Source organism: Streptomyces sp. HUAS TT7 (assembly GCF_051550175.1).
Lineage (GTDB): Bacteria > Actinomycetota > Actinomycetes > Streptomycetales > Streptomycetaceae > Streptomyces.
The window spans coordinates 7343669-7363919 of record NZ_CP196175.1; the positions used below are offsets into that span (position 1 = coordinate 7343669).

The 20251-nt window shown below is 71.3% G+C and carries 15 protein-coding genes; 4 read left to right on the top strand and 11 right to left on the bottom strand.

Features of this window, described 5'->3' with window-relative positions:
• Nucleotides 1–414: 414 nt before the first annotated feature.
• Together ACSHXC_RS33180 and ACSHXC_RS33185 are read right to left on the bottom strand one after the other, a co-directional pair.
• Complete coding sequence (locus ACSHXC_RS33180; protein ID WP_438295047.1) at nucleotides 415–2196, bottom strand: ABC transporter ATP-binding protein; 1782 nt, start codon at nucleotides 2194–2196, stop codon at nucleotides 415–417.
• Nucleotides 2193–4019 (bottom strand): ABC transporter transmembrane domain-containing protein, encoded by a 1827-nt coding sequence (locus tag ACSHXC_RS33185; protein ID WP_438295048.1) that lies wholly within the window; start codon nucleotides 4017–4019, stop codon nucleotides 2193–2195. The genes ACSHXC_RS33180 and ACSHXC_RS33185 overlap by 4 nt, the downstream gene beginning before the upstream one ends.
• A gap of 161 nt (nucleotides 4020–4180) precedes the next feature.
• On the opposite strand from ACSHXC_RS33185, the gene ACSHXC_RS33190 reads away from it, so the two are divergent.
• The gene (locus ACSHXC_RS33190; protein WP_438295049.1) at nucleotides 4181–5788 is read left to right on the top strand and encodes a peptide-N4-asparagine amidase; all 1608 of its coding nucleotides are present in this window, start codon (nucleotides 4181–4183) and stop codon (nucleotides 5786–5788) included.
• Between the two features lie 43 nt (nucleotides 5789–5831).
• Here ACSHXC_RS33190 and ACSHXC_RS33195 read toward each other — a convergent pair whose 3' ends face one another.
• From ACSHXC_RS33195 to ACSHXC_RS33205, 3 genes are all read right to left on the bottom strand, one after another.
• Nucleotides 5832–7220: a Gfo/Idh/MocA family protein gene (locus ACSHXC_RS33195; protein ID WP_438295050.1), complete on the bottom strand. Its 1389-nt coding sequence runs from the start codon at nucleotides 7218–7220 to the stop codon at nucleotides 5832–5834.
• 356 nt (nucleotides 7221–7576) lie between these two features.
• On the bottom strand, nucleotides 7577–10525 hold the full coding sequence (locus tag ACSHXC_RS33200) for an FAD-binding and (Fe-S)-binding domain-containing protein (protein WP_438295051.1): 2949 nt from the start codon (nucleotides 10523–10525) through the stop codon (nucleotides 7577–7579).
• 22 nt (nucleotides 10526–10547) lie between these two features.
• Nucleotides 10548–11006 carry a MarR family winged helix-turn-helix transcriptional regulator gene (locus tag ACSHXC_RS33205; protein WP_438295052.1) on the bottom strand — a complete coding sequence of 153 codons (459 nt, stop codon included), beginning with the start codon at nucleotides 11004–11006 and terminating at the stop codon, nucleotides 10548–10550.
• Between the two features lie 117 nt (nucleotides 11007–11123).
• Between ACSHXC_RS33205 and ACSHXC_RS33210 the strand changes: the two genes are divergently transcribed.
• Nucleotides 11124–12935 carry an ABC transporter ATP-binding protein gene (locus ACSHXC_RS33210; RefSeq protein ID WP_438295053.1) on the top strand — a complete coding sequence of 604 codons (1812 nt, stop codon included), beginning with the start codon at nucleotides 11124–11126 and terminating at the stop codon, nucleotides 12933–12935.
• A 75-nt stretch (nucleotides 12936–13010) separates the two neighbouring features.
• Here ACSHXC_RS33210 and ACSHXC_RS33215 read toward each other — a convergent pair whose 3' ends face one another.
• Complete coding sequence (locus tag ACSHXC_RS33215; protein WP_438295054.1) at nucleotides 13011–13163, bottom strand: hypothetical protein; 153 nt, start codon at nucleotides 13161–13163, stop codon at nucleotides 13011–13013.
• 162 nt (nucleotides 13164–13325) lie between these two features.
• On the opposite strand from ACSHXC_RS33215, the gene mltG reads away from it, so the two are divergent.
• Nucleotides 13326–14156, top strand: a complete 831-nt coding sequence (gene mltG / locus ACSHXC_RS33220; protein ID WP_438295055.1) for an endolytic transglycosylase MltG — start codon at nucleotides 13326–13328, stop codon at nucleotides 14154–14156.
• Between the two features lie 27 nt (nucleotides 14157–14183).
• Here mltG and ACSHXC_RS33225 read toward each other — a convergent pair whose 3' ends face one another.
• From ACSHXC_RS33225 to ACSHXC_RS33245, 5 genes are read right to left on the bottom strand one after another with little or no spacing between them, the layout of a single operon-like run.
• Nucleotides 14184–15269, bottom strand: a complete 1086-nt coding sequence (locus tag ACSHXC_RS33225; RefSeq protein ID WP_438295056.1) for an NAD(P)-binding domain-containing protein — start codon at nucleotides 15267–15269, stop codon at nucleotides 14184–14186.
• 48 nt (nucleotides 15270–15317) lie between these two features.
• Nucleotides 15318–16526: an LLM class flavin-dependent oxidoreductase gene (locus ACSHXC_RS33230; protein WP_438295057.1), complete on the bottom strand. Its 1209-nt coding sequence runs from the start codon at nucleotides 16524–16526 to the stop codon at nucleotides 15318–15320.
• Complete coding sequence (locus ACSHXC_RS33235) at nucleotides 16526–17551, bottom strand: ABC transporter substrate-binding protein (protein WP_438295058.1); 1026 nt, start codon at nucleotides 17549–17551, stop codon at nucleotides 16526–16528. The genes ACSHXC_RS33230 and ACSHXC_RS33235 overlap by 1 nt, the downstream gene beginning before the upstream one ends.
• A 37-nt stretch (nucleotides 17552–17588) precedes the next feature.
• Nucleotides 17589–18341, bottom strand: a complete 753-nt coding sequence (locus ACSHXC_RS33240) for an ABC transporter ATP-binding protein (RefSeq protein WP_438295059.1) — start codon at nucleotides 18339–18341, stop codon at nucleotides 17589–17591.
• Entirely contained in the window at nucleotides 18314–19198 is an 885-nt protein-coding gene (locus ACSHXC_RS33245; RefSeq protein WP_438295060.1) for an ABC transporter permease, read from the bottom strand. The genes ACSHXC_RS33240 and ACSHXC_RS33245 overlap by 28 nt, the downstream gene beginning before the upstream one ends.
• Nucleotides 19199–19717: 519 nt before the next feature.
• Here ACSHXC_RS33245 and ACSHXC_RS33250 point away from each other — a divergent pair.
• Entirely contained in the window at nucleotides 19718–20140 is a 423-nt protein-coding gene (locus ACSHXC_RS33250; RefSeq protein WP_438295061.1) for a secondary thiamine-phosphate synthase enzyme YjbQ, read from the top strand.
• Nucleotides 20141–20251 lie beyond the last annotated feature (111 nt).

The window sequence follows — 20251 nt, forward strand, 5'->3', positions numbered from 1 at the left end:
AGGGCGCTCGTCCTCTAACTCCCCCAAGGCCTTAAGGGCCAGGGGGGACCCCCATGACAGGCTGAAATGCCCGGTGCGGGCCAGCACCAACGCTGCCAGGGGCGCGGGGAACTGCGCGCCCGGCCACGGACGGTCTGCGCTCAACGATGAACCGGGGCCTGGGGTCGCCGAGCGTTAGGCCCGGGGGCCTGTAGTGCTGCTTGGGGGCGCGGGGAACTGCGCGATCAGCCACAGACAATCTGCACCCAACAATGAACCGGGGCCCGGAGGCGCCGAGGGTTAGGCGCGGGGGCGTGCGGTGCTGCTTAGGGGCGCGGGGAACTGCGCGATAAGGCACACGCTCGCCCGCACTCAACGACAAACCGGGGCCAGGGGCCCAGCACCGGAGTGCTGGGCCCCCGTCGCCCCGCAGGGTCATCCGTGCCAGGACCGCCACAGCGCCGCGTACGCGCCGTCCGCCGCGACCAGCTCGTCGTGGCTGCCCAGCTCGCTGATCCGGCCGCGCTCGACCACCGCGATGACGTCCGCGTCGTGCGCGGTGTGCAGCCGGTGGGCGATCGCCACCACCGTGCGGCCGTCCAGGACGCGGGCCAGCGAGCGTTCCAGGTGGCGGGCCGCCCGCGGGTCCAGGAGCGAGGTCGCCTCGTCCAGGACCAGCGTGTGCGGGTCCGCAAGGACCAGCCGGGCCAGTGCGATCTGCTGGGCCTGCGCCGGAGTGAGCGACAGGCCGCCCGAGCCGACCTCCGTACCGAGGCCGTCGTCGAGCGCCCGCGCCCAGCCGTCCGCGTCGACCGCCCCGAGCGCCGCCCACAGCTCGGCGTCGTCGGCGCCCGTGCGGGCGAGCAGCAGGTTGTCCCGCAGCGAGCCCACGAACACGTGGTGCTCCTGGTTGACCAGCGCGACATGCTCGCGCACCCGCTCGGCCGGCATCCGCGACAGCTCGGCCTCGCCAAGGGTGACGCGGCCCTCGCGCGGCGAGTAGATCCCGGCCAGCAGCCGGCCGAGCGTCGACTTGCCCGCTCCGGACGGCCCGACCAGGGCGACCCGCGTGCCCGGGGCCACCGACAGCGATACCTCGTGCAGCACGTCCACACCCTCGCGGTAGCCGAAGCGGACCTCGTCCGCCTCGACGTGCCGCCCGTCGGGGCGCACCCCGGCGTCACCCGCGTCGGGCTCGATGTCCCGCACGCCGACCAGGCGCCCGATCGACACCTGGGCCACCTGGAGCTCGTCGTACCAGCGCAGGATGAGCCCGACCGGCTCGACCAGCATCTGGGCGAGCAGCGCGCCCGTGGTGAGCTGGCCCACCGTGATCCAGTCCTTGAGGACGAACACCCCGCCGATCGTCAGTACCGACACCATGATCGTCATGTGACTGACGCTGACTACGGGGAAGAGCACCGAGCGCAGCCACAGCGTGTACCGCTCCCAGGCCGTCCACTCCTTGACCCGCTGGTCCGAGAGCGCGATCCGGCGGGCGCCGAGGCGGTGCGCCTCGACCGTGCGGCCCGCGTCGACCGTCTCGGTCAGCGCGGAGGCGACCGCCGCGTAGCCGGCGGCCTCCGAGCGGTAGGCCGCGGGCGCCCGCCGGAAGTACCAGCGGCAGCCCACGACCAGGACCGGCAGCGCGATCAGCACCGCGAGGGCCAGCGGCGGGGCCGTGATCCCGAGCGCGCCGAGCAGCAGCGCCGCCCACACCACGCCGATCGCCAGCTGCGGCACGGCCTCACGCATCGCGTTGGCCAGCCGGTCGATGTCCGTGGTGATCCGGGACAACAGGTCGCCCGTACCGGCCCGTTCGAGGACGCTCGGCGGCAGCCCGACCGACCGCACCAGGAAGTCCTCGCGCAGATCGGCCAGCATCTCCTCGCCGAGCATCCCGCCGCGCAGCCGCACCATCCGCACGAACACCGTCTGGATGATCAGCGCGGCCGCGAACAGGGCTGCCACGCGGCCGAGGTGAAGGTCGCGGGATCCCTTCGACAGGTCCTCCACGACACCGCCGAGCAGGTACGGGCCGACCATCGACGCGATCACGGCGACGGCGTTGACCCCGATCAGGACCGAGAACGCCCTGCGGTGGCGCCGCATGAGTTCCTTGACGTACGAACGCACCGTCGCCGGGGTGCCCACCGGCAGGGTGGTGGCCGACTGCGGGGCCGCCGGGTCGTACTCCGGTGCTGCCACGCCGATCATGCCGACTCCTCCACTTTCTCCATCGCCCGTGACGTCGCCTGCGACATCGTCTTCGACTCTTCCTCGTCCGTCTCGCGGGTGACGACCGCGCGGTAGCGGGCGTCGGTGTGCACCAGTTCGCGGTGCACACCCACCGACGCGACCTCGCCGTCGTGCACGAACACGATCCGCTCGGCCAGGTCGAGCAGCAGCGGTGACGACGTGAACACGACCGTCGTACGCCCCGCACGCAGTCGCTTGATGCCGTCCGCGACCCGCGCCTCGGTGTGCGAGTCGACCGCCGAGGTCGGCTCGTCGAGCACCAGGACCTCGGGGTCGGCCACCAACGACCGTGCCAGGGCGAGGCGTTGACGCTGCCCGCCCGAGAGCGACCGGCCGCGCTCGGTGATCCGGGTGCCCATCGGGTCCTGCCCGTCGTCGACCGACGCCTGTGCGAGCGCCTCCAGTACGTCACCGCACTGCGCCGCCGCCAGCGCGTCCGCCGCCTCGACCTGCCCGGACGAGGGCACGTCGAGCAGCTCGCGCAGCGTGCCCGAGAGCAGCACCGGGTCCTTGTCCTGGACCAGGACGACGGTGCGGGCGTCGTCCAGCGCGAGCCCGTCGAGCGCGACCCCGCCGAGCAGCACCGACGGCAGCTCGTCCGGCTCCGCGGCATGTCCGCCGAGCCGGTCCGCGAGCCGTCCGGCCGCGTCCGGGTCGCCGCACACCACGGCCGTGAACCGGCCCTCGGGTGCCAGCAGCCCGGTCGCCGGGTCGTACAGGTCACCGGACGGCAGAGCCCGCTCCGGCCCGGACGGCACCCCCGTGTCCGTCCCCGCCGGGTCGGTGACCCGCTGGATCGCGAGCACCCGCGCCGCCCGCTTCGCGGAGGGCCGCGAGAACGAGTACGCCATCGCGATCTCCTCGAAGTGCTGCAACGGGTACAGCATCAGCGTCACCGCGCTGTACACGGTGACCAGTTCACCCACCGCGATCCGTCCGTCGAGCGCCAGATGCGCGCCGTACAGGACGACGGTGATGAGCAGCAGGCCGGGCAGGAGCACCTGGACCGCCGAGATCAGCGACCACATGCGGGCGCTGCGCACCGCGGCTCGGCGGACCTCCTGCGAAGCCTCGCGGTAGCGGCCGAGGAACAGTTCCTCGCCGCCGATGCCGCGCAGCACGCGCAGCCCGGCGACCGTGTCGGACGCCAACTCCGTTGCCCGGCCCGCCTTTTCGCGCTGGATGTCCGCACGCCTGGTGGCGCGTGGCAGCAGCGGCAGGACGGCCAGGGCCAGTACGGGCACGCCGATCGCGACGACGATGCCGAGCGCGGGCTGGTAGATCAGCAGCCCGACGCAGATGATCACGAGTGCGGCGGCGGCCGCCGCGAAGCGCGAAAGCGCCTCCACGAACCATCCGATCTTCTCGACGTCACCCGTCGACACCGCCACCACTTCGCCCGCCGCGACCCGGCGCGTGAGCACCGAGCCGAGCTCGGCGGTCTTGCGCGCGAGCAGCTGCTGCACCCGGGCGGCCGCGGTGATCCAGTTGGTCACCGCGGTGCGGTGCAGCATCATCTCGCCTACCGCGATGGCCACGCCGAGCAGCACATTGAGCGCCGCGGCCAGCGCGAGCCGGTTGCCCGAGCGGTCGACGGCCGCCTGTACGGCGAGGCCGACGGTCAGCGGCAGTCCGGCGATGCCGCACTGGTGCAGCAGTCCCCAGGCGAGGGACTTGAGCTGGCCGCCGATCTGATTGCGGCCCAGCCAGTAGAGGAAGCGGGGACCCGAGCGGACGTCCGGTTCGCCTGGATCCGTAAAGGGAAGATCGCGAATCTGCATGACGTCCCGGGATTCCTTGCATCGAGTGGCTGGAGCCGTGCAAGGTTCGCCCTTTCCACTTGCGCATTTCAATCGATTTTTCCGCGTTGGGGCCCAGAACCCGCCATGGTCCGCCCCTCGGGTCTGGCGTCCCGGCCGCGCTCGCGCTTCACTCCTGACCCATGAGACGACGAAGGATCATGTCCATGCTCGGCGGCCTCACCCTGGCCGCCGGTCTGGTGCTCGGCGCGGGCCCGGCCGCCGCTGCCGACACCCCGCCCGCCGAGTTCGGCACCGACTGGCACGACCCGCTGACCGCGGCGCCGCCGGTGGCCACCCCCCACACCAAGTCCTGCCAAGTCGCCCTGGCACAAGCCCAGTTCCGCGACTACACGCCCTACAAGGGGAGTTACGCGCCTCCCAAGGGCTGCGGCGACCGCTGGAGCAAGGTGGTGCTGCGCCTCGACGGCAAGGTCAAGGGGCGCCAGTACGACCGCCTCGGCTATCTCCACGTCGGCGGCGTGGAAGTGCTGCGCACCTCGACGCCGGAGCCCTCGGTGGACGGCATCGCCTGGAACGTCGAGAAGGACGTCACGCGCTACAGCGACACCTTCCGTGCCGCGCAGCCCGTCGAGATGCTGATCGGCAACACCGTCGACGACACCTACACCGGCGTCATCGACGTCGAGGTGACGCTCACCTTCTACGCCGCCGAGGGCCGCACCGCGCCCGCCGCGACCCCCGACAAGGTGCTCCCGCTGGACACCCCGCAGGTCACCACCCCGCGCAACGCCGAACGCGTCGTCGCCGAGGTGTACGCGACCGGCTCGGGCGGCGGCTGCGAGGAGTTCTGGTACCTCGCGGTCCCCGACCCCGCCGCCTACTCCTGCAAGGCGCAGGCCGGCCCGAACCGGGAGGTGCAGGTCAGGGTCGACGGCCAACTCGCCGGAATAGCCGCCCCGTTCCCCACCGTATGGACGGGCGGCTGGTCCAACCCCTTCCTCTGGTACGTCGTCCCGGCGCCCCGCGCCTTCGACGTGAAGCCCGTCGAGTACGACCTGACGCCGTACGCGGCGCTGCTCAACGACGGCCGCCCGCACCAGGTCGAGGTGTCGGTCGCCGGGGTCCCCGCAGGGCAGTCGGGCTGGTCCACGCCCAGGAACCTGCTCGTCTGGCAGGACAAGGGCAGCAAGGTCGTGACGGGCGCGCTGACCCGGCACGACGAGACGACACCGGTCAACTCGACCACATACAAGCCGGGTTCGCCGGAACTGCGCCTCGACGCGAGCAGCAGCCACCGGCTCACCACGGCCGGCTACCTCAACACCTCGCACGGCCGCGTCACCACGACGGTGGCCCGATCGGTGTCGGCCGACTCGGTGCACCGCTGGACCGAGGGCGAGAACACCGATGCCCTGAAGGGGAGTTGGCACGACGACGAGAGCGTGACGACGGACGGCCGGGGCCCCGCCGTGACCGCCCGGAACAACCGGACCTACACGATGGACGGCACGACGACCATCGCCGCGGACAACCGGCTGCGCACCGTCATCACCCTCGGCGACCGCGCGGACGCCCTCACCCTGCGCGGCGCGCGCCCCACTGCCTTCTCGCACCTCGACGACACCTATCAGGGTGACGCGTCCTGGACGATGAACGTGCCGCGCGAGCAGCGCCATGCGGTCGGCACCTCCGCCGAGCGCTACCGCCTGTACGGCTCGGACGGCTGCTACGACCGCAGCCTGAAGACGGCCCAGGGCGCCCTGACCGAGGACGTCCGGCACTGCTGAACCGTCGCTGCCCCCGGCCCGCGCAGGCCGGGGGCACCCCGTCTCACACCTCGGCAGGCTTCTCGGAGTCCATCCCGGGGCGGGACTTCTTCCACTCGCCGCGCGTGAAGTCGGGAATCTGCTGCGGCATGCCGCGCTGCTTGATCGACAGATTGCTCAGCGGGACCGGCGAGGTCCACGTCGCCGCGTCGTACACGTCGAAGTCGGGCACGAGCCCCAGGCGCATGCACTGCATGAGGCGGAACACCAGCATGTAGTCCATCCCGCCGTGCCCGCCCGGCGGATTGGCGTGCTCCTTCCACAGCCAGTGGTCCCACTCGGCGTACTTCGAGAAGTCGCCCCACTCGTCGTTCTTGTGGTCCGGCTCGATGTAGATCCGCTCGGGGTAGTCCTCGAAGAGCCCCTTGGTGCCGCCGAGGCTGTTGATCCGGCTGTACGGATGCGGCGTCGACACGTCGTGCTCCAGGCGGATCACCCGGCCCTTGGCGGTCTGCACGAGGCTGATCGTGCGATCGCTCTCGATGTATGTCTCCTTCCAACTCGGGTCTCCCGCAGGCATGTTGGCGGCCCTGTACTGGGCCAGGCCGAGCGAGGGCGAGCCGACGCTGACGATGCTGACCGCGCGGTCGCCCCGGTTGAGGTCCATGTAGTTGGCGACCGGGCCGAAGCCGTGGTTGGGGTAGAGGTCGCCGCGCAGCCGGGTGTGCCAGAGCCTGCGCCACGGGCCCTCGTAGTACGCGGGGTCGAACATCAGGCCCCGCAGATCGTGGTTGTACGCGCCCGCGCCGTGCAGCAGATCCCCGAACTTCCCCGCGTGCGCCATGCGCAGCACCCGCATCTCGTTGCGGCCGTAACAGCAGTTCTCCAGCTGCATGCAGTGCCTACGGGTGCGCTCGGAGAGGTTCACCAGGTCCCACAGCTGGTCCAGCTGGAGCGCGACGGGACACTCCACGCCGACGTGAACCCCGTTCAGGAGCGCCGACTTGGCGATCTCGAAGTGCGAGTCCCAAGGGGTTGCGACATGCGCGAAGTCGATGTCGCCTCGCTGGAGCAGCTGCTCGTAGTCGTGGTCGCCGTGCACGTACACGGCCGGCGCGGGCTGCCCGGCGGCCGTGACCTTGGCAGCGGCCCGCTCGGCCTTCGCCTTCACCGGATCGCACAACGCCACCACCTTGACACCGGGCACGGCGAGGTAGAGGTCGATCATCGCCCCGCCCCGATTGCCGAGCCCGATCAGCGCGACCCGCACGGCCGAACGCCGCTGGAAGGGCACCCCGATCATGGTCCCGCCCTGGCGCCGGGGTTCCTGCGCGTAAACCTCCTCCGCTCCTGCGGGCGCAGCCCCGAAAGCGAGCCCGGCGCTGGCTGCTCCCGCAGACCACAGAACAGCCCGCCGACTGAGATCGTGCTGCTCCGGTACCGCGTCGTTCATCGAACCTCCAGGTGATCGACGAGACTTGCATGGGCAGCCATTTGTGCGCCCTTTACCGAACTCAGGTAAGGACTTTGAAGGGTGGGACAGGCGGTGCGCAAGAGCGCGGGGTGCGCGTGTCGCCACCGGTGCGTGTGCAGGGAACTGGGTTCAGATGGGCGCGGGGGGCCCTACAAGGGGCGCGGGGAACTGCGCGACCAGCCACGCACGGTCCGCAGTGAAAGGCCTACACGCAGACGTACCTCCGCCTGAGGCGCCGGGGGGCCTGCTTAGGGGCGCGAGGCTCTGACATCGTGCGGCTCCGCCGCGTGGGCGCGCTCAGCCAGAGACGACCCGCAGTCGAAGCCCCGCCGCGCCTAGCGACGCCGAAGGCACTCCGGCCCCGGCCGAGTCGCCCGCTCAAGCTCCAGAATCACGGAGTAATACCGCCGCCCCGTACCCCGCTCCAGCCCCACCTCACACATCCGGTTGGCCGACAGATGCGCCTCGTAGGGGCGTGAGCGAACCTCCGCCGCCTCCCGGGCCGTGGCCGAAGCCGTCAGCTCCGGATGCAGCATCCCCCGGTCCCCCGCAAACCCGCAGCACCCCGCATCGTCCGGCACCACGACCTCCTCCGCACAGGCCGAGGCGACGGCCCTCAATGACGCCTCGTCGCCCAAGTGCCGCATGGAGCACGTCGGATGCAGGACGGCAGACCGCGCCGTGCGCAGAATCGTGAGGCGCGGAAGCAGCTCCTCCGCGGCCCACACCACGGAGTCGACCACCTTCAGCTCGCCGTGCAACTCCCGGTTGTCGTCGGTGAGATACGGCACCACCTCGTGCGCGATGCCGAGCGTGCACGACGACGCGTCGACGACCAGGGGGAGCCGGCCCCCGGCGGTCCAGCCCCACGCGGCCTCGACGATGCGGTTGGCCATGACCGCGTTGCCCTCGACGTACCCCTTGGAGTGCCAGATCGTGGCGCAGCAGGTGCCCGCGATGTCGTCCGGGATCCACACCGGCCGCCCGGCGCGCTCGGACACGGCCACCAGGGCCTGGGGGAGCGAGGGCCCGCGGAAGCCCTCGGGTTCGCCGAAGAGGCGGTTGACGCAGGCCGGGTAGTACACGGCCGAGGCGCCGACCCGCTCGGTGCGGGGGAGCGAGGCAGGGGCCGCGCCCGGGATCTGGGGCAGCCACTTTGGTACGAGATCGGGGCGTACGGCCCGGCGGGCGAGGCCGGTCGCCCGCTCCAGAAGCCGGTCGCCGACCTTGTCCGCCGCCGCGACGCCAAGCCGCGCGGAGGCCTCTACCACCTTGAAATGGCGGGCGGCGAACGCCGCGACCCGCTCCTCGCGCGGGCTGTGCCGCCGGTGCCGGAACTCCTTCATCAGGGCGCCGGTGTCGATGCCGACCGGACAGTCGAGGGCGCAGGTGGAGTCGCCTGCACAGGTGTCGACGGCGTCATAGCCGTACGAGTCGAGCAGCCCGGCCGCTACCGGCGAGCCGTCCGGCTGGCGCGTCAACTCCCTTCGCAGCACGATCCGTTGACGCGGTGTGGTGGTCAGGTCGCGGCTGGGGCAGGTCGGCTCGCAGAAGCCGCACTCGATGCACGGATCGGCGATCAGCTCCACCTTCGGGATGGTCTTGAGCCCCCGAAGGTGCGCCTGAGGGTCGCGGTCGAGCACGATGCGCGGCGCCAGCACCCCGTCGGGATCGATGACTTGCTTGGTGCGCCACATCAGCTCGGTCGCCTTCGGCCCCCACTCCAGCTCCAGGAACGGCGCGATGTTGCGGCCCGTGGCGTGCTCGGCCTTGAGCGACCCGTCGAAGCGCTCCACCGTGAGGCGGCAGAACTCGTCCATGAACGCCGCGTACCGCTCGACGTCGGACGGCTTCGACGCGTCGAAGGCGAGCAGGAAGTGCAGGTTCCCGTGCGCGGCATGACCGGCGACGGCCGCGTCGAAACCGTGCCGGGCCTGGAGTTCGAGCAGCGCCGCACAGGCCCCGGAGAGGCTGGACGGCGGTACCGCGAAGTCCTCCGTGATCAGCGTCGTACCGGAGGGGCGGGAGCCGCCGACCGCGGTCACGAATGCCTTGCGGGCCTTCCAGTACCCGGCGATCGTGCGCGCGTCCCGGGTGAGTTCGTTGGTCACCGAGGCGACGGGCGCGACGAGTTCGAGTCCGGCCATCGCCTCGGTGGCCGCCCGCTCGTACGCCTCCTGGGCCGCCTCGTGGGGTGCCCGGAACTCCACGAGGAGCGCGGTGGTGTCCTTGGGCAGCCCGGCCCAGTCGGCGGGTACGCCCTTGACGCTGACGGAGGCCCGCAGCGTATTGCCGTCCATCAGCTCCACGGCGACCGCGCCCGCCTCGTTGAACAGCGGCACGGCCGCCGCCGCGGCGGGCAGCGAGGGGAAGAAGAGCAGCGCCGTGGACACCAGGCGGTCCAGCGGCAGCGTGTCGAAGACGACCTCCGAGATGAAGCCGAAGGTGCCCTCGGAGCCGACCATGAGCCCGCGCAGGATCTCGACCGGCGTCGACCCGTCGAGGAACGCGTCCAGGCGGTACCCGTTGGTGTTCTTGATCTCGTACTTGGCGCGGATCCGGGCGGTCAGCTCCGGGTCCGCCTCGATCTCCCTCTTGAGCGCCAACAGGCCTTCGCAGAGCCGGGGTTCGGCATGCGCGAGGTCCTCGTCGGCCGCCGGATCGCCGGTGTCGACGACCGTGCCGCTGGGCAGCACGAAGGTGAGCGAGGAGACCGTGCGGTAGGAGTTGCGGGTGGTGCCCGCCGTCATGCCCGAGGCGTTGTTGGCGACGACCCCGCCGACCGTGCAGGCGATCGCACTCGCCGGATCGGGCCCGAGCATGCGGCCGTGCCGGGCGAGCGCGGCATTGGCGCGGACGACGGTGGTCCCCGGAAGGATCCGCGCCCGCCGCCCGTCGTCGAGCACCTCGATCCCCACCCAGTGCCGGCGCACGTCGACCAGGATGTCCTCGCCCTGCGCCTGCCCGTTCAGGCTGGTGCCCGCCGCCCGGAAGACGACTTCGCGGCCCCTGCCGTGCGCGTACGACAGGACCGCGGAGACGTCGTCGATGTCCTCGGCGACGACGACGGCCTGCGGGACGAAGCGGTACGGGCTGGCGTCCGAGGCGTACCGTACGAGGTCGGAGACCTTCCAGCACACTTTTTCCGCCCCGAGCAGCGCGATCAGCTCCGAGCGCAGCGGCTCCGGGGTGCCGCCCGCCAGGCGGTCGGGGACCCGGTCGGGCGACGGCTCGCGGCGTCCTCGCGGGCGGAGGCTTCGCGGATCTGGCTCAAGGAGTGGCATGGCCACGGCCTCCTCGGGTCCGTCAGCAGCGGCGCTCCGGGGATCCGTCCACCAGAGCCGTCAGGAGTCCGCCGAGCACCTCGCGCTGGTCGGCGGTCAATGGAGCCAGGATCTCCTCTGCGGCGCCCCGGCGCGCGCTGCGCAGGGCGCGCAGCGTAGCGCGGCCCGTGTCCGTGAGCTCGATGCGGATCACCCGGCGGTTGGTCGGATCCGGCACCCGGCGCACGTTCCCGCTCTCCTCCAGCGCGTCGACCAGCGTGGTCACGGCGCGCGGGACCACTTCGAGGCGCGCGGCCAGATCGGCCATGCGCGGCGGCTCGTTCCAGTGCGCGACCGTGCGCAGCAGCCGGGACTGCGCGGGCGTGATGCCGACCGGCTCCAGGTGCTGCTTCTGGATCCGGTGCAGTCGGCGGGTCAGCCGCAGCAACTGCTCGGCCAGCAGGCCGTCGGCGTCGGGGGCCCGGGAAATGTGTGGCTGCATACGGGAACAATAACAGGACCCCGTTCATTGTGAGTATAGGTAACAATGAGCTATGCTCCCGAAGTCATCGCCGTTCCGCCTTCGGGCGGACGCCCTCACACCCTGTCGAAGGAGCCCATGCGCCCCGAACAATCCACCTGGACACCCCCGCCCCGCGGCACCGGGCCGCAAGAGCCGGCCCAGGTCCGCCGCATCCTCGGCCTGTTCCGCCCCTACCGCGGCAGGCTCGCGATCGTCGGGCTGCTCGTCGCCGCGTCCTCGCTCGTCTCGGTCGCCTCGCCGTTCCTGCTGCGCGAGATCCTCGACGTCGCCATCCCGCAGAACCGCACGGGCCTGCTGAGCCTGCTCGCCCTCGGCATGATCGCCACCGCCGTCGTGAACAGCGTGTTCGGCGTGCTGCAGACGCTCATCAGCACCACCGTCGGCCAGCGCGTCATGCACGACCTGCGCACGGCGGTCTACGCCCAGCTCCAGCGGATGCCGCTCGCCTTCTTCACCCGGACCCGCACCGGCGAGGTGCAGTCCCGCATCGCCAACGACATCGGCGGCATGCAGGCGACCGTCACCTCCACCGCGACCTCGCTGGTCTCCAACCTGACGGCCGTCGTCGCCTCCGTCGTCGCGATGCTGGCGCTCGACTGGCGCCTGACCATCGTGTCGCTGCTCCTGCTGCCGGTGTTCGTGTGGATCAGCCGCAGGGTCGGCCGCGAACGCAAGAAGATCACCACCCAGCGTCAGAAGCAGATGGCCGCCATGGCCGCCGAGGTCACCGAATCGCTGTCGGTGAGCGGCATCCTGCTCGGCCGCACCATGGGCCGGGCCGACTCGCTGACCAAGTCCTTCGCCGCCGAGTCCGAGCGCCTCGTCGACCTCGAAGTCCGCTCCAACATGGCCGGCCGCTGGCGCATGTCCACCATCGGCATCGTCATGGCCGCCATGCCCGCCGTCATCTACTGGGCGGCCGGCATAGCCCTGGAGACCGGTGGCCCCACCGTCTCCATCGGCACCCTCGTCGCCTTCGTCTCGCTCCAGCAGGGCCTGTTCCGGCCCGCCGTGAGCCTGCTGTCCACGGGCGTCCAGATGCAGACCTCGCTCGCCCTCTTCCAGCGGATCTTCGAATACCTCGACCTGCCGGTGGACATCACCGAGCCCGACGAGCCGGTACGCCTGACCAAGGCGCGCGGCGCCGTCCGCTTCGAAGGCGTCGACTTCCACTACGACGACAAGCAGGAGCGGCCCACCCTCTCCGGCATCGACCTGACCGTGCCCGCGGGCGGCAGCCTCGCCGTGGTCGGCCCCACCGGCTCCGGCAAATCCACGCTCAGCTACCTGGTGCCGCGCCTGTACGACGTGACCGGCGGACGCGTCACCCTCGACGGCGTCGACGTGCGTGAGCTGGACTTCGACAGCCTGGCCCGCTCGGTCGGCGTCGTCTCCCAGGAGACGTACCTCTTCCACGCCTCGGTCGCCGAGAACCTCCGCTTCGCCAAGCCGGAAGCCACCGATGAGGAACTGCAGGAGGCCGCCCGCGCCGCCCAGATCCACGACCACATCGCCTCGCTGCCCGACGGCTACGACACCCTGGTCGGCGAGCGAGGCTACCGGTTCTCCGGCGGTGAGAAACAGCGCCTGGCCATCGCCCGTACGATCCTGCGCGACCCGCCCGTCCTCATCCTCGACGAGGCGACCAGCGCACTCGACACCCGTACCGAACATGCCGTCCAGCAGGCCATCGACGCGCTCTCCGCGGGTCGCACCACCATCACCATCGCCCACCGTCTGTCCACCGTGCGCGACGCGGACCAGATCGTCGTCCTCGACGGCGGCCTGATAGCCGAGCGCGGCACCCATGAGGAACTGCTCGGCCAGGACGGCAGATACGCGGCCCTGGTCCGCAGGGACGCCGAGCTGGCCCAGGTCACAGGCTGAGCCCCGGTGTCCCCGCACACGGCGGCGCCGCCGCTCCCGTGGGACGGGGAGCGACGGCGCCGGGCGTGACGATCGTCAGACGAGCCAGCCGATGAAGTGGAGGACGCCGGCGAGCAGGCCAGTAATGAGGTTCATGGTGGTGCTTTCTCCTGGTGCGGTGGGCATCGGGCAGATGCCGTTGTGGGACTGCGCAATGCCGGTCTGCAGCCCGTCGCTTGCGCCCCTCAAGCATCCGTCGCCACAAGGGAGTTGAGCAACGAATGCCGTGACGATCACGCATACCGGCGAACAACCGATCCCCTGTTCGTGTGTTCCCCAGGGCTGGGCGCGTTGCGTGTCGACTACCGGCGAATGTCTGATTTGCCTTATATCTGGGGGTAGCGTGCCGCCATGAGTGAGACCTCGTACCGTCGACGGGCCGGGCTGTCCCGGCGTGGCCGACTGTTCCTCCTGCTGGCGCTCGCGCTGCTCGTGGTGAACGCCGTGGTGCTCTTCCTGCTGCTGCGGGAGACCGACGCCCCGGTCCGGACGCTGGTCGTGCCGGAGGGATGGCGGGCGAGCCAGGTGTACGCGGCCGTCGACAAGCGCCTCGATCTGCCGCCCGGCACCACGAAAGCGGCCGCCGCCAAGGCGCACCTCAGGCTTCCGGCCGAGGCCAAGGGGAACCCCGAGGGCTATCTGTACCCGGCGACGTACCCGATCGCGGACGACACGACCCCGGGCGGACTGCTCGCCTACATGGTCGAGACCGCCAACAAGCAGTTCGGGCAGGATCGGACCGCCGTGGGCGCCCGGCACGGCAGGCTGACGGCGTATCAGATGGTGACCATCGCCGGAATTGTGCAGGCCGAGGCCGAAACCCCGGCCGACATGGGCAAGGTCTCGCGCGTCATCCGCAACCGCCTGGCCCTCGGCATGCCGCTCCAGATGGACTCGACGCTGAACTACGCGCTCAACCGCTCGACGCTGACCACCACCGCGGACGAGGCCAGGACCGACAGCCCGTACAACACCTACCGGCACAAGGGCCTGCCGCCGACGCCCATCGGAAACCCGGGCCGACACGCGATGAGCGCCGCCCTGAACCCGACCCCGGGCAACTGGCTCTACTTCGTGACGGTGGCCCCCGGCGACACCCGCTTCACCGACAGCTATGCCCAACAGGAGCTGAACGTGAGGGAGTTCAACGAAAACCAGAAGAAGGCAGCAAAGGCCGGCTGAGCCGGTCGGCGCCCCCCGGCGAGCCGGCTACACCCCGACCGGATTCCGTTCGAGCAGCCGCTTGATCTCGCGCACCGCCGCTCGCCCGGCCCGGTTCGCGCCGATCGTCGACGCTGAGGGCCCGTATCCGACCAGGTGGACACGCTCGTCCCGGGCCGCCCTGGTCCCCTCGATGCGGATGCCGCCGCCCGGCTCGCGCAGCCGCAGCGGGGCGAGATGGTCGACGACCGGACGGAAACCGGTCGCCCAGAGGATGACGTCGGCCTCGAAGGTCCGCCCGTCGTTCCAGGCCACCCCGTGCTCGGTGATCCGGTCGAACATCGGCAGCCGGTCCAGGACACCTTTGGCCCGCGCCGCCCGGACGGCGTCGTTCAGCGGCAGCCCCGTCACCGAGACCACGCTCCTCGGCGGCAGCCCGAGCCGCACCCGCTCCTCGACCATCGCCACGGCCTCGCGCCCGGCCTCCTCGTCGAACGGGCCCTCGCGGAACACCGGCGGCCGGCGCGTCACCCACGTCGTGTCCGCCGCGACCTCGGCGATCTCCATCAGATGCTGGGTGCCCGAGGCCCCGCCGCCGACCACGACGACCCGCTGCCCCGCGAAAGCGTCGGGCCCCGGATAGTTCGCGGTGTGCAACTGCCGCCCCCGGAACATCTCCTGCCCCGGATAGCGCGGCCAGAACGGCCGGTCCCAGGTCCCGGTGGCATTGATCAGCGAACGCGCCGCATAGCCGCCCTCCGAGGAGGTCTCGACGAGCAGCCGCCCGCCTTCGCCCTCCCGTACGGCGCTGACATCGACGGGCCGGTGCACCCGCAGATCGAAGGCGTCCTCGTACGCGCCGAAGTACCCGCCGATGACCTCCGAGGAGGGGCGGTCCGCGGCGGCCCCCGTCAGCTCCATGCCGGGCAGCGCGTGCATGCCGTGCACCTTGGCGTAGGTGAGCGAGGGCCAGCGGAACTGCCAGGCGCCGCCCGGTCGCGGCGCGTGGTCGAGCACCACGAAGTCGCGGTCGGGCTCCAGGCCCGCCCGCCGCAGGTGGTAGGCGCCGGACAGACCCGCCTGCCCGGCGCCTATGACCACCACGTCCACGTCTCGCACCCCGAAGTCGTTCACGGTTCTACCAACCGTGCGGGGTGCGGGGATCTTCCCGGGACGGCCCGCTCAGCGCCCGCCGCCCACCAGGAGCGGCGCCCCGCCCGGCGCGGAGGCCGGGCGCCCGTTCGCTGCGGGCACCCCGAGCAGCGGCGAGGCCGGGATCCTCGGCAGCAGACCGCGCGCGGCGAGCTCGGGCGTCACGCCCTCGCCGAACCAGTACGCCTCCTCCAGATGCGGGTAGCCGGAGAGCACGAAGTGCTCGATGCCGAGGTCGTGGTACTCCTCGATGCGGTCGGCCACCTCCGCATGGCTGCCGACCAGCGCGGTGCCCGCGCCGCCCCGCACCAGACCCACGCCCGCCCACAGATTCGGCGAGATCTCAAGGTCGGCCCGTGAGCCGCCGTGCAGGGCGAGCATCCGCTGCTGGCCCACCGACTCGCTCTTCCCGAGTGCCTGTTGGGCCGCCGCGATCGTCTCGGCGTCGAGGTCGCCGAGCAGCCGGTCGGCCGTCGCCCACGCCTCGCGAGACGAATCCCGCGAGATGGTGTGCAGCCGGATGCCGAACCGGACGCTGCGCCCCCGCTCCTCCGCGAGCCCCCGGATCCAGTCGATCTTCTGCTTCACCTGCGTGGGCGGCTCGCCCCAGGTCAGATACACGTCCGCGTGATCGGCGGCCACCGGTCCGGCCGCCGCCGACGAGCCGCCGAAGAAGATCTCCGGCAGCGGGTCCGGCGGCAGCGCGGTCAGCCCGCCCTCCACCTGGTAGTGCTCGCCGTCGAAGTCGTACGGCTGCCCGCGCCAGACACCCCGTACGACCGAAAGGAACTCCGAGGTCCGCGCATAGCGCCGGTCGTGGTCCAGATGGTCGCCGAAGCGGCGCTGCTCGGTCGAGTCGCCGCCGGTCACCACGTTGAGCAGCAGCCGGCCGCGCGTGATGCGCTGATAGGTGGCCGCCATCTGCGCGGCGAGGACGGGGGAGATGACGCCGGGCCGGAAGGCGACCAGGAACTTCAGCCGCTCGGTGTGCTGGGCGAGCGCGGCCGTCGTCAGCCAGGCGTCCTCGCACCAGGTCCCCGTCGGCGTCAGGACCGCCTCGAACCCCAACTGCTCGGCCGCTTTGGCGATTTGGGCCAGATACTCGATGTCGGGCGCGCGCACCCCGGTGACCGGAGTGATCCGCGAGCGTTTGATGCCGCCGTCGGTGTAGGCGTGCCGGTCGACCAGGGTCCGGCCGTCACCGCCGGTGGGCAGGAACCAGTGCAGATGGACGGTCATCAGGAGGAGGCCTTTCCGCACGAGCGGGGCGCGGTGGTGGAGGCGGGCAGGGAGCCGTTGAAGCGGGTGTCGACGTAGTCCTTGAAGGAGAACCGGCGCGGGATCAGCCTCAGATCGGCGAAGGTGTCGGCGATCTGCTGTTCCGAGGCGATCGCGGCATCGTCCACGGCCACCGCGACGCGCGTGCCGTTGCTGCGCTTCACCGAGTCGAGCGCCACGGAGTAGGGGAGCCCGGTCTCCTTCGACCAGACCTTGGCCCAGGCCTCGGGGTGCTTGAACACCCAGTCCTGGGCGCGGTTGAGGCGCTGGACGTAGTCCCCGATGGCCTTCGCCTTCGCGGGGTCGCCCAGCGCGGCGGGCGCCGCGACCTGGAACCCGAGGCCGTTGACGACCCCCTCGCCGGTCGCGAGCACACGCCCCTTCTTCGAGCCGAGGACCTGCGAGGTGTACGGGTCCCACACCGCCCAGGCGTCGACCTTGCCGCGGTTGAACGCGGCTAGGGCGTCGGCGGGCTGGAGGTAGCTGAGCTCGACGTCGCCGATGCCGAGCCCGGCCTTCTTCAGCGTGGCCAGCAACTGGTAGTGGGCGGAACTGCCCTGGGCCACGGCGATCGACTTGCCCCTGAGGTCGGAGGGCTGTTTCAGCGGGGAGTCCTCGGGCACGAGGATCGCCTCGCCGGCGGACGAGCCGTGGCTGGCCGCCACCACCTTGATCTTCGAGTCGGCACCCGCGGCGAACACCGGCGGCGTGTTGCCGACCGCGCCGATGTCGACGGCCTTGGCGTTGACCGCTTCGAGCAGGGGCGGGCCCGAGGTGAACGTGGACCACTTGATCTTGTAGTCGAGGTGGTCGAGCTCACCGGCCGCCTTCAGGATGGCCTCGGAACCGCCTTTCTGGTCACCGACGTTGAGCGTGACCGCGCCGGAGCCGGAGTTCGTCTTGGTGTCGGCGGCCGAGTTCCCGCCGCAGGCGGCGACGAGCAGGGTGAGCGGCAGGAGCAGGACGGGCAGGGTGTGGCGTCGCATGAGTACGTGCTTCCTTCACAGGGGGGCAGCGGGGGGTTCAGAGGGAGGGGGCGGCGGGCTGCTCCACGCCCAGTTCGGTGAGGAGCCGGGACCGCAGCCCGTCGAATCCGGGCGCGCCGACCGCGCGGGGCCGGTCGAGACCGACAGATGCGTCATGGGCGATGACGCCGTCCCGCATGACGAGCACGCGGTCGGCCAGCAGCAGCGCCTCGTCCACGTCGTGCGTGACGAGCAGCACCGCGCAGCCGCGCCGCTGCCACAGCTCGGCGACCAACTGCTGTGCCTTGATCCGGGTCAGCGCGTCCAGCGCGCCGAACGGTTCGTCGAGCAGCAGCAGATCGGGCTCCCGCACCAGCGCGCGGGCGAGCGAGGCTCGCTGGGCCTCGCCGCCGGACAGCGTCTTGGGCCAGGCTCCGGACCGGTGCCCGAGCCCCACCTCCTCCAACGCGCTGTCCGCGACGGCCCGTTGGGGCTTGCCGGGAAGCCCGAGGAGTACGTTGCGCCACACCCGCTTCCATGGCATCAGCCGAGGCGCCTGGAAGGCGACGGCTCGCCGCTTGGGCACGAGCACCGTGCCCTCGATCTCCCGGTCGAGCCCGGCCAGTACCCGCAGCAGCGTCGACTTGCCGCAGCCGCTGCGTCCGAGCAGTGCGGTGAACTCGCCTTCCCGCAGGGTGAGTTCGAGCCCGTCGATGACGGCCCGCCCGTCGAAGGACCGGGTCAGCCCCTCGACCCGTACGGCATCGGCGGTGGCTGTGGTGGTCACTGGCCCGTGAAGGTCGGTCGCCATTGGAGCAGCAGCCTTTCGAGAGTGCGGACGACGGCGTCGGCGAGCAGGCCGAGGAAGGCGTACACGACCAGGCAGACGACGATGACGTCGGTGCGGAAGAACTCGCGGGCCTGGTTCATCAGGAAGCCGATCCCGGCGTCCGCGTTGATCGACTCGCCGAACACCAGGGCCAGCCAGGCGGTGGCGAGCGAGTAGCGAAGCCCGGTCATCGCGCCGGGCAGGGCGCCCGGCAGCACCACATGGCGCACCAGACCCCAGCGTCCGAGGCCCAATGCCTGCCCCGCTTCGAAGAGTTGGGCGTCCACGCCGCGGATCCCGGCGTACACGTTGAGATACAGATGGAAGGCCACGCCGAGCGCGATGAGAGCCACCTTCGGTGCCTCGCCGATGCCGAGCCAGATGATGAACAGCGGGATCAGGCCCACCCAGGGCACGGTGCGCAGCATCTGCACGGTGGCGTCGATCAGGTCCTCGCCGAGCCGGGAGAGCCCGGAGAGCAGGGCCAGCGCGATTCCGGCCGCGCCGCCGATGAGCAGGCCGACGGCCACTCGCTGGAGCGAGATGGCCATCGCCGACGGCAGTGTTCCGTCCCTGATCAAGTCGGCCCCGGCGCGGGCGACGGTGCCGGGCGAAGCGAGGGTGTCGGGGCTCAACACCCCAGTGGCGCTGAGGACTTGCCACAGAACGAGGAGCGTCAGTGGCCCTACGGCCCGGCGCAGCCAGCGCGGCACGGAGCGCAGTCGGCCGCCCCGGGAAGCGGCGGGAACGACCGGTTCGAGGGCGGGACCGGACGGTGGGGCCAGGGCGGCCCCACCGGATGTGGCCGAAATAGCCGGCGGAGCATGGTCGACGGTCAAGGGGACTCCATGGTGGGGAGACGGCGCAGTGGGTGGGCCTCGGGCAGCGGCGGCTGCCACCACGGCGCGGACCTGCGCGGACGCAGGATTCCGACGGGTGGTGGTACGGGGCGCGACCGTCCGGCCGCACGCGTCGGCGGGCGACGGCGAGGCTCGGAAAGGTCCGGCAAGGCTCCGGAAAAGTGGAAGGCGTACGACGTCACCGGTCGCGACAGGCCGGGGAAGAAAGCGATTCAGCAGCCGTGACCGGCGGAAAGAAACGTCAGCACCGGCCGAGAGGGTGCCCGTCGCCTGAAAGGACGTCAGCAGCCGCGACAACAGGCGGCGGACGCCACCCGCAGCAGGTCGATGTGACCGCGCGTGGTGAGCAGGGCTGTACGCAACATGGCGTGAACGTAGCGACCCGTTCCGGACGGGGTCAACGGTGTCTCGCTCCTCGGACGCGCGATCTTGCCCGTTGGGCACGGCCCCGGTGCGCCGCCCGCGCGTACCCGGCGCCTGGGCGGGAAGATGGGGAGCATGTCCGACGCCTTCACCACCCGCATCCTGAACATCACGACCGGCTCCCGCGAGACGGTCACCGATCTGACCCAGGACTGCGAGGAGTTCCTGACGCGGAGCGCGGCAGGCCGCGACGGCCTGCTGAATGTCTTCGTCCCGCACGCCACGGCCGGCGTGGCCGTCCTGGAGACCGGCGCGGGCAGCGACGACGACCTCCTCGCCGCGCTGCACACGCTGCTCCCCGCCGACGACCGCTGGCAGCACCGGCACGGCAGCCCCGGCCACGGCCGCGACCACGTCCTGCCCGCGCTTGTGCCGCCGCATGCCACGCTGCCGGTGATCGGCGGGCGGCTGGCGCTCGGCACCTGGCAGTCGGTGTGCCTGGTGGACACGAACAAGGACAATCCGAACCGGCAGGTGCGGCTGAGTTTTCTCGGCTGAGTCGGTGAAAGGCACTTCAACAGTAGGTGAGTTGAGGGGTGTGGCATCATGGCCGCGTTGTCTGCCCGGGGATTCGGCAGCCTGAATCCCCGGCACCGCTGAAATCGGCAT

Bases quoted from the DNA above. Each gene is read 5' to 3' on its own strand.
- ACSHXC_RS33180 (WP_438295047.1), bottom strand. From the start codon at position 2,196: ATGATCGGCGTGGCAGCACCGGAGTACGACCCGGCGGCCCCGCAGTCG.
- ACSHXC_RS33185 (WP_438295048.1), bottom strand. From the start codon at position 4,019: ATGCAGATTCGCGATCTTCCCTTTACGGATCCAGGCGAACCGGACGTC.
- ACSHXC_RS33190 (WP_438295049.1), top strand. From the start codon at position 4,181: ATGAGACGACGAAGGATCATGTCCATGCTCGGCGGCCTCACCCTGGCC.
- ACSHXC_RS33195 (WP_438295050.1), bottom strand. From the start codon at position 7,220: ATGAACGACGCGGTACCGGAGCAGCACGATCTCAGTCGGCGGGCTGTT.
- ACSHXC_RS33200 (WP_438295051.1), bottom strand. From the start codon at position 10,525: ATGCCACTCCTTGAGCCAGATCCGCGAAGCCTCCGCCCGCGAGGACGC.
- ACSHXC_RS33205 (WP_438295052.1), bottom strand. From the start codon at position 11,006: ATGCAGCCACACATTTCCCGGGCCCCCGACGCCGACGGCCTGCTGGCC.
- ACSHXC_RS33210 (WP_438295053.1), top strand. From the start codon at position 11,124: ATGCGCCCCGAACAATCCACCTGGACACCCCCGCCCCGCGGCACCGGG.
- mltG (WP_438295055.1), top strand. From the start codon at position 13,326: ATGAGTGAGACCTCGTACCGTCGACGGGCCGGGCTGTCCCGGCGTGGC.
- ACSHXC_RS33230 (WP_438295057.1), bottom strand. From the start codon at position 16,526: ATGACCGTCCATCTGCACTGGTTCCTGCCCACCGGCGGTGACGGCCGG.
- ACSHXC_RS33235 (WP_438295058.1), bottom strand. From the start codon at position 17,551: ATGCGACGCCACACCCTGCCCGTCCTGCTCCTGCCGCTCACCCTGCTC.
- ACSHXC_RS33240 (WP_438295059.1), bottom strand. From the start codon at position 18,341: ATGGCGACCGACCTTCACGGGCCAGTGACCACCACAGCCACCGCCGAT.
- ACSHXC_RS33250 (WP_438295061.1), top strand. From the start codon at position 19,718: ATGTCCGACGCCTTCACCACCCGCATCCTGAACATCACGACCGGCTCC.